The sequence below is a fragment of the Anaerobiospirillum thomasii genome, assembly GCF_900445255.1.
Taxonomy (GTDB): Bacteria; Pseudomonadota; Gammaproteobacteria; order Enterobacterales; family Succinivibrionaceae; genus Anaerobiospirillum_A; species Anaerobiospirillum_A thomasii.
On the sequence record NZ_UAPU01000005.1, the window covers coordinates 192,696 to 208,814 of the forward strand.

A 16,119-nucleotide genomic window follows, 5' to 3' on the forward strand; every position below is an offset into this window, starting at 1 on the left:
TACGAGATGCGCCATGGATTTTGGGAAGTGGTTATAAGGCAGATGCGCTCAGTATTATACATACGCTGATTGATTTTAGCTTCTCCTATAGATGCCTCCTATGGTGGCATCTAAAATATGTGTATAAGCATGTCTGCCTTGTATCTCTATAGATTGTAAGTAAAATCACTTGATCATGGATTATAGTATTGTTTCACCTCATATCTGTCACTAATACAACACTTCTTATTCAGATCCGCTCTTCTTTGCAATATTGCCAAGGGATTCAATCTTACATGTTTTCTTGAAAAAGCCAATGCCAATGCCATATACCTGTGTATATTGTTCACTAAAAAGGCAGGCATATTTCTTTTCTATGATTTGCTCTGTGGCCTCTTTTGCTGCTTTTAGACAGTTATCTGCATTTACTCTAGCTCGTTTAAACTCTAAAATAACAGCTTTATCATTAACAGAATCTTTAAAGATTAAATCACTATAACCAAGACCGCTTTCATTCTCATCTAGGACAGTGATATTTTTACTTCTGGCAGCACTAATTAAAAGCCCCTGCATCAAGCCATGATAGTATTGCTCAGAGCCTGAGTGTCTTATACTTATATAGGTTCCAAGGACTGAGTTTATAATGGCCTGAGCTTTGTCAATATCATTGCCCATCAGTGCATCTAAAAGCTTAAAGCCCTCATCTTTCCAGCTATCATTGTCATTAGAATAAAAGAAAGATAATTTGGTCTCAAAGGCTTGCCTTACCTCATAGTTTGGTATTTTAACGCTAACCATTCCTTTGAGTTTTGAATTTTCATCAAAGGTGACATAGCCTGTTTGCAGCATCATGGTACAAAAGGTATCAAAGCTCATACCTTGTTTAATATCAGGATAAACACTAAATTCAGAGAGTTTTATTAAAACCAAATTACCATCCATTAAATCCTGTAGCTTTTGTGTAGTGTCTGCATCATTGGCCTCAATTGAGTTTTTAGTGTACAGAGTGATAATGTCATTGCCAGAGGTGTTGACCCAATAGGCCTCAGGCTCCTCGCTACCATCAGTTACTGATAAACAGTACTCCATTAAAGACCATGGGCAGTAGACATAATCATGGCCAAATCTATAGCCGTTATACCACTTTTTAATCTCATCTCTTTTAGACTCTACCCCAAAGTCACATAGAATTTTATCAGTCTGCTCCTGCGTAAAGCCAAAGAACGAGGAATAGAGCTTAGAGTTAACATTAAAGGTGGTAAAGTTATTAGCATCAGTAAAGACACTTTGATGGGCAATTTTTAAGCAGCCTGTAATAATACCCTTATACAGCCAGGCATCAGGATCTTGTTTAAAGGTATTAACACTTATATCACGGATAATGCCAAGCATTTTCTCATAGTAAGGCTCTTGGGCCACAACAGCCTTTTGTAATGGGACATCATACTCATCTATAAGGATTAAAACCTGTCTGCCAAACTCTGTATAGAGCATATCAGCTAGTGTTGGTATGAAGGTTCCACAATAGGATATTGCCTTATCAAGCAAAGCGTCATTTTTTAATTCACCTTTGTGTTTGAAACAAAAATTGTAAATGCTTAAAAAAAGATCCTTTTGCGCCTGAGGTATTTTTTTACTATCAGCAAGAAACAGAAAATATTTATACAGCAGTGCTATCTTAGTAATAATTTTATCAACGGCATGATGAAAACATAGGCCCTCAACACCTCTAAAGGAGACATAGATAACAGGCACCTGTCCCATAACCTTATCACGCAGCTCTTTATACTCATCCTGAGAGACTGCAAGATTACGGCCATTGTCTATAAAGAGTTTTTGCTGATAGGTTGTATCCCCAGGATTTTTATAGTCAAGCTCACAAAAGGCCTTTATCATGGACATATTTAAAGTTTTTCCAAAGCGACGGGGTCTTGTGAATAAGGCATTTTCAACCTCATCAGAGCTTTCAAGGAGATTTTTTAAGTATGAGGTTTTATCTACATAATATGCATTGGTAGTAATAATTTTTTCAAAGCTCTCACATCCTGGTAATACTTTTGGCTTTGCGTGTGTGTTCATAATAAAATCCCATTGGTTCCAAGATTTATATGTAATACCTTTGTATGCAATTTCATGACTTTAGTGCATCCATGTGAGCACTTTAACCTTATAATACTAGCATTATTTATAAATTAGAATACATACTGTCAATGCTTGTAAATGTAACTCACAAGAGTCTATCACCCACAAAATAAATTTTAATTTTGCCTCAGTTACAAAAGTCATTACATATTAGCCTGACTGACAGGTCAGTTGACAAAAGGCTAAGTTGTCAGTGGGCGTTTAGATCCTGCACATATGAATATTTAATTAAAAGTTTCCCAAAAATCTGTACTATTAAGTAGATTCAACATCTTACCCTGACATGAATAAAGATTGTTTCTTAATACTAAGCCGTGTAAATAATAACATATTTGAGCGCCTGTAAACTCTTTCTTGGCCTTTCTATTTGGTTTGGACTCAGGCGCAATCTCTTGTGATGTCTCTTCTGTTGTCTCTTTAGAAGTTCTGCCAGCTTTTGCTTTTCTAAGCTTTTCAGAGGCCTGTTTGTTTGTGCAAAGACCTAGTTTTATTAAAGCCTCAAAGCTTGATTTAATACCAACTTCCCAGTACCCATCGTCAAGATCAGGTATAACTTCAGCAGGTGCATCAGCTCTTCTTCATACAGCATTGAGATCTTCCATAAGATCTCCGTATATTTTACCATTGAGTACATCATGTTCCTCAAGCTTGTTTATAATCCTTTTGAAGATCCTGCAGAAGCAATTGATTTGATCTCAACGATATTTGATGCTGAAGTTTAGCAGATGCTCGATAACTTACGATTGTCAAACGCTGCAAAGCTGAAAGATCAGCTTTCTGCCAACGATGAAAAGTTTCAGACTGACATGCTAGAAGTTGCAAGCCGTAAGGTTGCAGCAGAAGAGTGTATCAAAGAAGCTGCAGGGAAAACTTTAAGTCTCGCAGAACAGTTTGGTTTGAAGATGCACAGATTGCGCTTGTCAATGCACGAGTCAGAAACGTTGAAGAAGCTACTGAAAATGATAAGCAACGATTGCTTTTCAGGTATGAGAGTGATTTGTCTGCTGCGAATGACAAAATTAAGAAACTTGAAACGATCTAAAGTGCGAGAATGAAAAACAAACTCAAGAAGAAATGTCTAACGCATTAAATGGTGTTTTTTGGGATAGGGAAGCGTTGCAATTGAACATCCCGTTTCAGAAAACGGTAGATGAAGCGCTTCGGGTATTCGATAAGAATCTTCCTTTGATTGCGTGTCATACTATATCAACGCTTGAACATATTCCTTTGACTTTTGCTCAATCAGTGACGATTTCACACGGTTATTCTGTAAGTGATCTTTCAATACGAGATTTAAATCGTGTTGACAATTATTTCTCCGGGATGAGGACTCTGACTGAAATGATCAGAGTTGGTCAATTTGGTCTTAATAAATATACTGCCTGCGTCTTGCACGGACTCACTGGCAAGGGCGAGGCTAAAAATTATGGTCAGTTTCGGAATGGCTCTGTAGGCTTGTATAAAGTCATGTATTCCCCTCCAGAAGCTTTGCATTTGCCGGAAATTGCACAGAGGGGGGGGGCTTATCTTAGCAATGAAATTGCAGACCCGAAAGAAAGGGCGATTGGTGTTTTTCTTTTCATGGCAAGAAATCAGTTCTTCTTTGATGTGAATAGGCGAACAGCATCTTTGATGATGAATGGCGTTTTGCTATCTCATGGTTATGCGCCTTTAAGCTTCCTAGCAAACTCATCTGAGAATTTTGATAAGGTTTTGACTGATTTCTACGAATCAGGTGATGCAAATCCAATGATGAGATATTTTGAAAATCAAATTTCTCAGTTGTTTGAAGAACCTAAGACAAGCATCCCAGAATCGAAGAAGCTGGAGCTTTAATCAGATACGCAAGGCGGAGAATTACTCCTCGCGTATCTTTATTAAGTACACCCTAAACCTATATGTTGCATAAAAATTTAGGCTATAGGGATAGCACTATTATGGTTTCAGCGGCAAGAATGACAATAAGCTGCACATAAAGCTTAAGACCTGTCATATCCACAGGTGTGCCTATAGCCAGATAGTCTGCAAAAACGCTTTTTCTGCTTAGAAAAAGTCGGGCCTGTGATCTTTTAAAATGCATATCTCGTCTGTTTCCAAGCCACAGTCTAAAGGCAATAGTTGAACACAGCCACAAAACCAGAATAAAAACAAACTTATACAGGGTAAAAGATAAATTAAACATGGTAAAAGTGTTATATTGTCATTGATATACAAGAGATCTTTTAATCTCCTGTCTATCCTAAGCCTTCATAAATCAGGGCTTGATAATAGCAAAAACCATAGCCTGTGCTGTGGCCAGTATGTCAGTGCTGTTTATATTAGCACACTTTGCTTTAGATTAAGGATGCTGTATGGATAATGCAACGATAACCCTAATTGTGTTAGGAGTAGTGGCCTTTTTGTTCATCACCGAGCTCATTCCGCTGGCAGTGACATCTATAGGTGCTACAGTGACTTTAGGCTTTCTTGGAATCTTGGCACCAAATCAGGTGTTTTCAGGTCTGTCCAATTCAACAGTGGTTCTCTTTGCAGGTATGTTCGTAGTAGGCGCGGCCATGCTTGAATCGGGCCTGGCGCAGGCTATTGGCAACTGGGTGGTCAACAAGGTAGGTACCAATGAAGTGCCACTTTTAGCTGCCATGATGCTTGTCACTATTATTATGTCGGCCTTTGCCTCAAATACAGGTACTGTGGCCTGTCTTATGCCTGTTATTATAGGTATCTGTGCCGCAGGTAGAATTCCGGCCTCGCCTTTGCTCATGGGTCTTGCTGTTGCTGCCAATGCCGGCGGTACCATAACCATGGTAGGCACTCCACCTAATATTATTGCAGCAGGTGCGCTTGAGAGTGCCAATATTGAGCCTTTTGGCTTTTTTGAATTTGGTCTTATAGGTATTCCTGTATCTATTGTAGCTGTTGTATATATGCTGCTGTTAGGCCGCAAGCTTATTCCTGCCCATAATGCAGATGTCGGCTCAATTGATGCAACAGCAGGCATGTCAGGCAGCCCTAAAGCCAGACTTATCTGTGTTGGAATTTTAAGCTATGTAATTTTAGGTATCTGTTTTGGTATACCTGGTCTTACCACAGAAATGGTGGCTATATCTGGTGCTCTTTTATGTGTGCTCTTTGGCTGTCTTACCGAAAGACAGGCCTACAACAGTATTGACTGGGTCACCATATTCCTCTTTGCAGGTATGCTGCCACTTGCCAAGGCCCTCGAGACTACAGGCGCAGGGGCCCTTATTGCCCATAAGGTTGTGTCACTGATGGGATCAGAACCATCTCCATATCTGTTTATGACTGTGCTCTTCTGTCTCTCCTGCGGTCTGACTCAGTTTATGTCAAATACAGCCGCTGCCGCTCTTTTATGTCCAATTGGTATCTCAATTGCAAATGAAATGGGTGCATCTCCATATCCTGTGCTTATGGCCATTGCCATTGCCGCCTCCTGTGCCTATACCACACCTGTGGCCACACCGCCAAACACCCTGGTTATGGGTCCTGGTAAATTCAAGTTTAAAGACTATATAGTAGTGGGTACTCCTCTTGTGGTTTTATCCATGATTGTATGTATAGCCATCATTCCTCTGTTCTGGCCATTCTTCCCAGAGGTCTGATAAGCATTTTTACTTACAAAAAGCGCCACCTTTAAGGTGGCGTTTTTTCTGCATTTGTATACATATGTATATATTTAAAATCAAAGTTTTATTAAAACTGTGTGGCAGTGCATATTTGCCTTACTGTGTCTTTTAAACTTAACTAAGGCTTTGTTATAATGAAAAAAGTTAGTTTATTTGATAGGGAGAAATGCTATGAATCCGCTCAATGTCATAAGAGGTTTTGATCCTGACTTATATACTTATTTTGAAAACGAGCTGGAGCATCAGCGCCTGTCTTTATCATTTATCCCGGATGAGAACAGCACCTCACCTTTGTGTGCGGCCATTATGGGTAGTGTGCTTGTCAACTCAAGCCGCAATATTTCCGCCTCTCGTCTTGTAGGACTTGAGTCTTTGACAGCCAACCGTCTGTGCAATCTTTTTGGTGCCGAGCATGCCAATGTCAGAACCATTACCATTGAAGCAGCCTCACGTGTAGTCTTTCAGGCTTTAACCAAGCGTGGCGATGTGGTCATGTCACTTGATCTGCGCAAAAAAGAGCACTGCAATTCAGAGAACCTTGCCTACAGATTTGTAAACTTTGGTGTTGATCCTGCCACAGGACGTATCAATTATGACAAGCTTTTAAAGCAGGCCAAAGAGTGCAAGCCGCAGCTTATTATCATCTCACCAATCAATTATCCTTTATCCATTGACTATAAGCGCTGTGCTGTTATTGCCAAAGAATGCGGTGCAATTTTATGGTGTGATATTTCACAGACAGCAGGCCTGATTGCAGGCGGTGAAATGCCATCTCCTGTACCATATGCCGATGTGGTGACATTTACAGCCCACGGCGGTATGCAGGGTCCACAGTCATCTGTAATTTTATGTACCAATGAGCTGGCCTCTGCCATTGACAGAGTGGTTTTAACCTCAGGTCACAATGGTCTGCAGACAGCTCAGCTTGCAGCTCTTTCAGCCCGTGTGCATGAAATGCAGGATAGTGTATTTAGTGAATATTCAAAGGCTGTTGTTGAAAATGCAAAGGCTCTAGCTGAGGGTTTAAAGGCAGGAGGCATGCGTCTTTTATGTGACGGTACTGACAGCCATCTTGTTATTGTCAATGCCAAGAGCTGTGCCATATCCTCACGCGGTGCACAGGAGCTTTTAGCTGATATTGGCATCAATGTGCGCATCTGTCAGATGTTAACAGATGATCCTAATGTCAAATATGATGCCATACGCTTCTCAACTCTGCCATCAACCACACGCGGTATACATAAAGATCAGTTAAAGGCCCTGGGCGAGGAGATAGGTAAATTCCTGTATCATCCTGATGATAACAATACACGTATACTGCATGAGAAGGTAAGCAAGATAACTGTAGGTCTGCCGGTATTTTTCAAAGGCTGGCTTACAGATACAGTCAAAGAGAATCTTATAAGAATGTCCTATATGGGCTCTGACAGTACACAGGTCTGTGATTCTATTCACCCAAGCCGTCTGTCCATGCTTACTAAAAAGCTCTCCAAGAAAAAGTAAGATTTATGGGGGATATTAATTATTTTTCAGGTGCTGACAGATTTTCTGTGGCACCTATGATTGATGTTACAGATTCAACTTTCAGACGTATGGCGCGCGCTCTGTGCAAAGAGTGTATGCTCTATACAGAGATGATAGCCGCCGATGCTCTTTACCATGGCCGCGATTTTTTAATTGATTATAAGGATGAGGAGCTGCCATGCACACTGCAGCTTGGCGGATCTGATCCTAAAAAGCTAGCTGTTGCTGCCAAAATGGGGTTTGAGCGTGGCTACAGTGCCATCAATTTAAATGCAGGCTGCCCCTCTGATAAAGTGCAGAGCGGCAACTTTGGTGCTGTGCTTATGAAAACACCAGAGGTTATAGCCTCATGTTTTAAAGCCATGCAGGAGAGTGTAAGCATTCCTGTGACGGTTAAAACACGCATAGGTGTTGATGATGAGGACAGCTTTGAGTTTACCTGCAGACTTATAGATACTATATATGAGGCAGGGTGCAGACATATTATTGTGCATGCCAGAAAGGCCTGGCTTAATGGTCTGTCACCAAAGGAGAACAGAAGTATTCCACCTCTTGATTATGGCAGAGTCTATGCCATGAAACAAAGGCATAGCGATCTTAGAATAACCATCAACGGCGGTATTTTAACTCTTGATGAGTGTCAGGAGCATTTAAAGTATGTTGACGGTGTCATGCTGGGCAGGGCCATTATTGATAATCCATACCTTTTGTGCAGCGTTGACAGCACACTGTATGGACACAAAGATGAGATTAAAAGCCGTGAGCAGGTGCTCTATGAAATGGCTGATATGGCAGATGCACTAGTGTCTGAAGGTATAGCACTGCATCATTTTGCCCGTCATCTTTTAGGACTGTTCAACGGTATCAATGGAGCTAGGGCCTACAGACGTTATCTTTCAGAGCATATAACCAAAAAGGGTGCAGATGGCAATGTACTGCGCGAGGCCTTTTTAAAGATTAATAATGTGTAAAAGTTTAGGCACTAAGGAATAAATATGGATATTACATCAAAGTTTGCACTAAACAATGGCGTCAAGATGCCACTTTTAGGTCTTGGAGTATTTAGATCGCCTATGGGTGAGACTACAAGAGCTGCTGTCAGAACTGCCCTTGAGTACTGCTACAGACATATAGATACAGCCCGTGTCTACTGCAATGAAAAAAGTGTAGGCAGGGCCATAGCCGAGTATAAGTCTGTTATAAGCCGTGATGAGCTTTTTGTTACCACCAAGCTGTGGAAGGATGATTTTAAAAATCCGCGTCAGGGGCTTATAGATTCGCTGACCCGTCTTAATCTTGACTATGTTGATCTGTATCTTCTGCACTGGCCATTTGAGGGTTACGAGCAGGCCTGGCTTGAGCTTGAGAAACTGCAAAAAGAGGGGCTGTGTCGTGCCATTGGCGTCTCTAATTTTAAGATTCACCATTTAGAGCGTTTAAAGGAATGCTCTGCAAGTGTGGTGCCGCAGGTCAATCAGGTTGAATGTCATCCTGCAAATGCTGAAAATGAGCTTTTATCCTACTGCAAGAAAAATCAGATCTGCCTTGAGGCATACTCTCCTTTAGGCGGTGAGGGCCGTACTTTGGTCAATGATCCGCGCATTATGGGGCTTGCCGATTACTACAAGGTAACACCTGCGCAGATTATATTGCGCTGGAATATACAAAGAGGCGTACCTGTTATTCCAAAATCAATAAAGCCACAGCGCATTCTTGAAAACTCAAAGCTCTTTGACTTTGAAATCAAGGTTGATGATATGGCCACTATTGATGAGATGAATATGAATGCAAGACGAGCCTTTGACTCTGACAGAATCAATCAAAGACCGCTTGAGTCCTTCCCAACCCTGGTTGAAGAGCCTTAAGATGGGCTGTGCTTTTTATAAAAGCCTAAGATAGATAAGCTTGATAATCCTGCATAGGTTTTTATATAGATAATAGTGAAAAAGGCGCCATCTGGCGCCTTTTAAATAAATAAGCTTCTATTTATTCAGGTTTGATTGGGCCTTTGACAATATTGCCCTCACTGACTAGTATGCAATCAATTCTGGCAGCACTGACGCCTTGCAGACCAATTTGTGTATCCTCAAAGACCAAGGCCTCAGATGGGCTTGCATCAATGGCCTTAAGGGCATTTAGATAAATATCAGGATGTGGTTTTGGACGTGGCAGATTGTCTGATGTTATAACTGCATTAAAGTATTTATTTAAATCAAATTTATTTAAAAGTATCTGCACTTCGTTACGATAGGAGCCAGTGGCCAGGGCTGTTTTTATACCAAGGTCGTGGGCTTTGTATAGAATAGATGCAATATTTTCAAAAATAGTAGCATCTGGCAGATAAATATCACGATAGGCCTCAGTCTTTTTATCGCAGATCTCCTGTGGACTGACATCAAGATTATTCTCTTTAATAACCATAGCGGCAATGCCAAGAGTAGGTATACCACCTATAGTTTTGATATAGTCATAATCAAATTCCTTAAAGCCGTATTCTTTGGCTATATGATTCCAGGCTCTGACATGTAAAGGCTCGGTATTAAGCAAGGTGCCGTCCATATCAAAAATAATGGCTTTTCTGGAAAAAATATACTGCTCAAGTTGTAAATCCATTTTAGCTCCAAAGCAAGGGTTATAGTTTTTTAGTAATTCTTTTAATGGCACTGGGGTTGACTATGGCATCATCCTCAAAGCTCAAAGGGTCAATAGATATAAGCTCACCATGTTCATTGCGCATTACAACACGGGCAATCTGTGCATTTAAAATAAGTCTTTCGCACATGGCGCAGGGGCGCATATGAGCTGTTGGCTTATTGGTTTTAACATCGGTGCCGCATAAATACAGTGTGCCACCTACAATATCCAAAGGATTGCCGTTGATGATGGCATTGGCCTCGGCATGTACAGCACGGCACAGCTCATAGTGGGTGCCTGGTTTTATGTTTTTAATCTCCCTGAGGCATACTTTAAGATCGGTGCAGTTGGCTCTGTGTCGCGGGGCGCCGTTATAACCTGTTGAGACAATACGTCCATCCTTTGAGACAATGACAGCTCCATAGCGGCGACGCAGGCAGGTTGAGCGCATGGATACAGCCTGTGCTATATCAATAAAGGAGAGATCTTTTGACGGTCTTGTATAATCATCACTCATAGCATACACTCACTTGCAAGGCTCATGGCGCAAAGCATTTAAAATAAAAAGACAGACAATATGCGCATCACAATGGCGCACATAATATAGTACACCAAGGGTATAAAAGGTTTATAAATCCCAGGCTGGTACCAATAAATCTTAATATAATTATACATCAAAATGCGCCTTATCATGGTATCTGTGTCTCATATGTGCATTTTTCAAGATAAAAGAGGCAGTACGAAGCCAAAAATCATCTTGCATTTTTATGTAAATTTATTGTAAGATATTGCGCGCTGTATTCCGGTCGCAGAATACAGTTTTGTTTTAATATTTATTTTAAAAAGGATTACCAAAATGGCAATTACTTTAGATGCTAAGGCACGTACTGACCTGGGGAGAGGTGCGAGCCGCCGCCTTCGTCGTAGTGCACAGATTCCAGCTATCATCATCGGCGCTGGTGTAGACACTCTTTCAATCACCTTAGATGAGAAGAAGTTAATTCTTGCCTCAATCAAGGATGAGTTCTACAGTGAAGTTTCAACCATCAATTTAGATGGCCAGGCTATTGCTGTCAAGCCAGTTGCTATGCAGCGCCACCCTGTATCTTCACGCATTATCCACGTTGACTTCATGCGTGTATAATTTCAAATAGATTTTTCTATTAAATAAATGGCCACTGTCAGGTTTCTGCAGTGGCTGTTTTATTTTCTGCCGCAAAAAAAACGCAGACTTTGCATACCTAGGATCTTAGTAGCTCTTGATTTTTAAGCATTTATTAAAATCCATAAGTTTTTTGCTTAAAATAATTTTGCGTTCAGAGTGATTGCTTGAAGTTATGAAGAATACTATAGAAAACCTCTCTATGCTTGTTAAAGACGATACTAATGAAACTGGTCTGAAACTGCTTGAGGCTTACAGGCAGAGTGTCGGTGTTAATGATATTATCATGGTGGACGGCTCTGAAATCTCCCTTAGATACTCAGCCTATGACAACTTTAGCTGCAAGGCTAAAACACGTAATCCTGACAAGACCAACCCTGATAAAAAATCTGCCGCTATTAAACTGCATACGGGGTTTTCTATTGTAAACAATATGCCTACACATATTGATATTACGGAGGCTGTAGCCAATGAAAGAGAGCACCTGTCACCAGATATCTATGAGCAGGTGTTATATCTGTGCGACAGGGGATATGTATCTGAAGCTTTATATTTGCTACTTATATCCAAGGGGCATTATTTTATATTCAGAGGCAAGGAGAATTGCGCCTATAAGATTATTCATGCAATGGATGGCAACGGAGCCACGTTACATGAATTTGAAGGATGCAAACCATGTCAGCACTTAAATGGCAGCAAATATCCTCTGGTTGATATGGCTGTGCAGGTTAACGATGATACCGTTTTAAGGATGATTCGTATCTATAATCCTGTTGATGATAAATTTAATTATTTCATCACCAACATAGATGCAAGCCGTGTAGCAGCATCAGTTATAGCTGATACTTACAGGACGCGCTGGTCCTGCGAGATCATGTTTAAAGCACTTAAAAGTAGCAACAGCCTCTGCTCTATCAATTCGTCCATCAAAGAAATTATCCTGCTCTTTATTTATGCAAGTATTGGCTCATACCTCATCAAAAAGCTTATAGCAAAACAGCTTCAGAAAAAGAAAAGAGATGACCAACGTAAAAAACGGGAAATATCTCTGTTAAAGATGGCTTCCTCTATCAGAGATATAGGACCATTGTTAAAAGCCATGGTCAAAGGCGCTAAGTCTACAATATACAATGAGATCAGCAAGTTTGAAGGTCTTTTAGATTCTATGATGCGAACTAAGCCATCACAAAGGGATATAGATCTTAAAAAGGACGTAAGCCTCCTGGTCGATAAAATTTACAATACACACCATATGACGAAAGACTTTTTAATACCGCACAAAATTGATGTTACAATCAAGGCTTAAGTTCATTTGTACACAAAAAATCTAGGATATATGTTGTAACTGCTGTTTCAGTCATATATTCTGATAAAAGATTATACGAATAGATATGAAACTAATGAAAGTCTTGCAATTATCAAATTATATTAACTATGATATTTAGCATCAAAAATGATTAGGGGGTTGATGTTACAAAAAAATTATTCTTTTGTCAGATAAGCGCATATAAAAATTAAGATGATAGGGTTATTACTGACCAAGGTTTTTAAAGTGTGACTGTTTGGTTAATTGTGTAGAGAGGTATATGTTGAGTATTGCTTGTATGGCAGTAAGCCAATCAAAGGTAAAGCTAAAGCATAAAACCTTACCGTGCTAGGTTACATTCAAGACACTATAGGCAAGTACTACAACAAAGAGCAATGAGATTTAATTTATTATAGCCACTTCCAGAGTGGAGCATAGGTAAGAGCATATAAAACAGGATTAAAAAATAAAATTACTTGATGAATATATTAAACAGGATGGCATCAATGAAACACAACAGATAGTAGGAGAACTTTATGCCAGCAATAACAAGACAAGGCGACACTTGCACAGGGCACGATGACTGCCCTCCTTCATCGCTTGTAGGCTGTGAAAGCAATGTACTGATAGACGGCAAACCTGTAGGCGTAGTTGGCAGTACCTATGCACCACATGGCTGTGTCGTGCATGATCCGCATTCTGATGTAATTGCATCAGGCAGTCCTACAGTTTTTGTAAATGGCAAGCCCGTAGGTCGTGTAGGTGATGCTGTCTCAATTGGCGGCTCTGTAGCATCAGGAAGTCCTACAGTGACAGTTGACTCTTTAGGTCCTGATGATATAGTCAATTTTGTAAAGTGCACTAATAACTACATTGATAATGTAAATAATTTGTCAGATGTAGATGAGGTTATATTTGCATTGCCTCAGATCGCAAAAATGGAAGCATTAAGAGATTGCGACAATGAAAATGACAAAATAGGCTGGCTAGAACTATCTAAGATGCTTGCAAAATGGCTCGGCAACTTAGGATACTCTCTTAAACCGTCTGATATAGATTCTGGCAATGCACCTATTTTTACTCTTTCAATGGAGCTTGATTGGTTTATGTCATTTCCCGAATTTTCAATAAGCTACCATACATTTAAACTGGACGCTCTGTCTTATAATGGCCAACAGGAACTTATTAAAAATTTACAAAAGTTAAAAGAATGGGATACTGGAGGCAATTTTGATTTTACAGTACATGAGCCTAAAGATTGGGAAAAGTATTATTTTAACTTTATATCTGTAAATCTTGTACCTATACCGCCTGTAAATGGAATGATCGCCTGCCTTGCAAATCATACTATAAGAGCTCTAGTCAAAGGAACAATAAAAATATGTGATAATGGCGTTAGAGAAATAACTGTCAATGAGTTATATTTTTATGTGCATGATCTTTTCCAATTTGAAGATGATGCTGATTTGAGGTATTGGAGTAAAAAACAATTAGATTATACAACAGCAACACTTAGCAAAGATTATATAAATTTACAAAATACACATATGAGAAAATTTAGAGATAAATTCAATATAGGTCATGATTTTTTAGTGCTATCCAAACTATTTAGGTGTAAAGAGTATGTGCCAGAAGTTTTTAAATTTCATCAATAAAATTGATGAATTTTTTGATGGTGTTTTTCTGCTTAGAAACGTATTTGCCTTTTTGTTGTTATGGATAAGCCCTTTTGTTACTAGCATTATAATGTGTCAATTTATAGATTCTAAATTTTTTGAATGGATGGGCAGTATATTTGTATGGTTAATTTGTAGTAGTTATTTGTCATGGTATCTTATTATAGAATATACTTCACATATCCACATATACTTAACTTACTTTGTCATAGGTACATCAGCAATATCGTATGTTTGCTATGTGTTTAAATCTAAAATAATTTTTCTTTTAATACCACTAGTACAAAATTTTATATTTTTTATTTCCGTTCTTATTGCCTTAGCATAAAAATTGCTAATTTTATAATTTAGCCCCTCTACGAGACAACTCCTAGAGGTTTTTTTATTTTGTTAGGTTTAATATGGGCTTATGCCTATTAGGCTACTTTGGCAATGGCCTTAAGGCTTTCTTATTCACATGCTCAAGTGCGCAGGTACTGACAGTCAAAGATATGAAGGTCAATCGCTCTGCCAGGTACGCACTGAATGATGTAATTGGAGCTATGCCGATAAATGAATATGTAGGCAAATCCTTATCCACAGTGTCCTTTACTATTACACTATCGCAGGATCTCATGCAGTGCCTATGCTTTATTTTGATGTCTTAAAAAACATCTTAGAGAGTGGTAAAGGGCAGAAACTTATCCTTGGTCCTAACTATAAGGGAGAGTATGTTCTTGAGAGCTATGACGAGAGCAGAAAGCATTTATATGCACCATTGCTAAGATCACACAGCCCTTAAGCGTGGTGAGATTGGCAATAACATACCTATGGGCAAGATAAATTTGCTGCTAAATCTTCTGCCTTCAATTGCCAAAGTTGAGCCAATAAGTTTAATCTGCTATATAAAGATATATTGCAAACTATACCATCATAAATAGATGCAGAACGGTACAATGACATAGGCCTCCATGTTGATAAAATTTATGACGACCACCAGGAGACCTAGCAATTTTAAAACCAAACAAAGCTAATGTTACAATGAGGGTTTAAGTTCCTAGGTATGCATACTTTGCACAAAATTTGAAAATATTTTATTAAAATTGTTGATCTTATATACTTATTTGTAGCATTTTATATAAAGGACAAAAGAAGTATCTCAATTTTATATTATTTTAAGGCCTTGCAATGACAGAAAATGTACGTCTTGGACACATGACTGAGATTACTGTAGTGGATATAACCGATCAGGGTGCTTTTGTTGATGCTCTTGAGTTTGGAGAGCTGTTTGTACCAAGAAGTCAGTTGCCGCACAATTTAATGGAAGGCGACACTCTGCGTGTCTTTCTTTATGTGGATGGCAAAAGGGTGCTAGCTACTGCCAAAAGACCATATCTTGAGCTTGGCATGACAGGCAAGCTTAGAATTACCTCAGTTGAGTGCGGTACAGTCTATCTTGATATGGGAATTCCAAAAGAGCTCGTTATGCCGGTCTCAGAGCAGCGTGGCAGTTTTGAGGTGGGTCGTGATGCGCTAGTGCTCATAGCCATTGATGACAAGGGCCGACTCTTTGGCACACAGAAGTTTAATAAATATATAGAAGACAGACTGCCATATGAGCTTAGCTACAAAAAGGGACAGAAGGTAAAGATTGTTGCAGTATCGCACACTCCTCTTGGCTTTAGAGTTATTGTAGATGACAGTTTTTATGGTCTTTTATATCGTGACAGCGTCTATGGTCAGATAAATATAGGCAAAAGATATGATGGCTATATTGCCAATATAAGAGAAGACAGACGTGTTGATATATCCATGTCACAGCCTGGAGTTGAGGGTATTGAAAGAGCTTCTCTGGACATTCTTTGTCTTATCTACAATCAGGGTGGAACTCTTGATATAACAGATAAATCCTCACCAGATGAGATTGAAGATTATCTGCACATGTCAAAGGGCAAATTTAAAAAGGCCATTGGTTCACTCTATAAGAACAGACTTATTGTAATCGGCGATGAAAATCTGTCTATAACAGATGAAGGCCGCGCCTATATGGAAGAGAAAAAGGGCCGTTAGTAT

General features: G+C 39.4%; 15 protein-coding genes. 11 read left to right on the forward strand and 4 right to left on the reverse strand.

Annotated features, from left to right (window positions below):
- Positions 1 to 225: 225 nt before the first annotated feature.
- Entirely contained in the window at positions 226 to 2,058 is a 1,833-nt protein-coding gene (locus tag DRZ93_RS01215; protein WP_113745572.1) for an AAA family ATPase, read from the reverse strand.
- Between the two features lie 788 nt (positions 2,059 to 2,846).
- Here DRZ93_RS01215 and DRZ93_RS01220 point away from each other — a divergent pair.
- A complete protein-coding gene (locus DRZ93_RS01220) occupies positions 2,847 to 3,176 on the forward strand; it encodes a hypothetical protein (protein ID WP_113744335.1) in 330 nt (109 codons plus the stop codon).
- Positions 3,177 to 3,195: 19 nt separating this feature from the next.
- Positions 3,196 to 3,957 (forward strand): Fic family protein, encoded by a 762-nt coding sequence (locus tag DRZ93_RS01225; protein ID WP_113745573.1) that lies wholly within the window; start codon positions 3,196 to 3,198, stop codon positions 3,955 to 3,957.
- 82 nt (positions 3,958 to 4,039) lie between these two features.
- Here DRZ93_RS01225 and DRZ93_RS01230 read toward each other — a convergent pair whose 3' ends face one another.
- Complete coding sequence (locus DRZ93_RS01230) at positions 4,040 to 4,303, reverse strand: hypothetical protein (protein WP_113745574.1); 264 nt, start codon at positions 4,301 to 4,303, stop codon at positions 4,040 to 4,042.
- Between the two features lie 169 nt (positions 4,304 to 4,472).
- On the opposite strand from DRZ93_RS01230, the gene DRZ93_RS01235 reads away from it, so the two are divergent.
- The 4 genes from DRZ93_RS01235 to DRZ93_RS01250 all read left to right on the forward strand — a co-directional run bounded on the left by DRZ93_RS01235 (position 4,473) and on the right by DRZ93_RS01250 (position 9,154).
- The gene (locus DRZ93_RS01235; protein WP_113744338.1) at positions 4,473 to 5,741 is read left to right on the forward strand and encodes an SLC13 family permease; all 1,269 of its coding nucleotides are present in this window, start codon (positions 4,473 to 4,475) and stop codon (positions 5,739 to 5,741) included.
- Positions 5,742 to 5,936: 195 nt separating this feature from the next.
- Positions 5,937 to 7,268 (forward strand): hypothetical protein, encoded by a 1,332-nt coding sequence (locus DRZ93_RS01240; RefSeq protein ID WP_113744339.1) that lies wholly within the window; start codon positions 5,937 to 5,939, stop codon positions 7,266 to 7,268.
- A 5-nt stretch (positions 7,269 to 7,273) separates the two neighbouring features.
- Positions 7,274 to 8,260, forward strand: a complete 987-nt coding sequence (gene dusA / locus DRZ93_RS01245; protein WP_113745575.1) for a tRNA dihydrouridine(20/20a) synthase DusA — start codon at positions 7,274 to 7,276, stop codon at positions 8,258 to 8,260.
- Positions 8,261 to 8,284: 24 nt separating this feature from the next.
- The gene (locus DRZ93_RS01250; RefSeq protein WP_113744341.1) at positions 8,285 to 9,154 is read left to right on the forward strand and encodes an aldo/keto reductase; all 870 of its coding nucleotides are present in this window, start codon (positions 8,285 to 8,287) and stop codon (positions 9,152 to 9,154) included.
- Between the two features lie 121 nt (positions 9,155 to 9,275).
- Here the strand turns inward: DRZ93_RS01250 and DRZ93_RS01255 are convergent, their stop codons facing one another.
- Complete coding sequence (locus tag DRZ93_RS01255) at positions 9,276 to 9,902, reverse strand: HAD family hydrolase (RefSeq protein WP_113745576.1); 627 nt, start codon at positions 9,900 to 9,902, stop codon at positions 9,276 to 9,278.
- 19 nt (positions 9,903 to 9,921) lie between these two features.
- Positions 9,922 to 10,440, reverse strand: a complete 519-nt coding sequence (locus DRZ93_RS01260; RefSeq protein WP_113745577.1) for a deoxycytidylate deaminase — start codon at positions 10,438 to 10,440, stop codon at positions 9,922 to 9,924.
- Positions 10,441 to 10,779: 339 nt separating this feature from the next.
- Between DRZ93_RS01260 and rplY the strand changes: the two genes are divergently transcribed.
- The 5 genes from rplY to DRZ93_RS01290 all read left to right on the forward strand — a co-directional run bounded on the left by rplY (position 10,780) and on the right by DRZ93_RS01290 (position 16,116).
- On the forward strand, positions 10,780 to 11,067 hold the full coding sequence (rplY, locus tag DRZ93_RS01265) for a 50S ribosomal protein L25 (protein ID WP_113745578.1): 288 nt from the start codon (positions 10,780 to 10,782) through the stop codon (positions 11,065 to 11,067).
- Between the two features lie 193 nt (positions 11,068 to 11,260).
- Positions 11,261 to 12,391 carry a transposase gene (locus DRZ93_RS01270; protein WP_113745579.1) on the forward strand — a complete coding sequence of 377 codons (1,131 nt, stop codon included), beginning with the start codon at positions 11,261 to 11,263 and terminating at the stop codon, positions 12,389 to 12,391.
- Positions 12,392 to 12,927: 536 nt separating this feature from the next.
- Positions 12,928 to 14,046 (forward strand): DUF6402 family protein, encoded by a 1,119-nt coding sequence (locus tag DRZ93_RS01275; protein WP_113745580.1) that lies wholly within the window; start codon positions 12,928 to 12,930, stop codon positions 14,044 to 14,046.
- Positions 14,047 to 14,468: 422 nt separating this feature from the next.
- Complete coding sequence (locus DRZ93_RS01285) at positions 14,469 to 14,714, forward strand: hypothetical protein (protein ID WP_113745582.1); 246 nt, start codon at positions 14,469 to 14,471, stop codon at positions 14,712 to 14,714.
- Positions 14,715 to 15,234: 520 nt separating this feature from the next.
- Positions 15,235 to 16,116, forward strand: coding sequence for a CvfB family protein (locus DRZ93_RS01290; protein WP_113745583.1), 882 nt, complete (start codon positions 15,235 to 15,237; stop codon positions 16,114 to 16,116).
- Positions 16,117 to 16,119 lie beyond the last annotated feature (3 nt).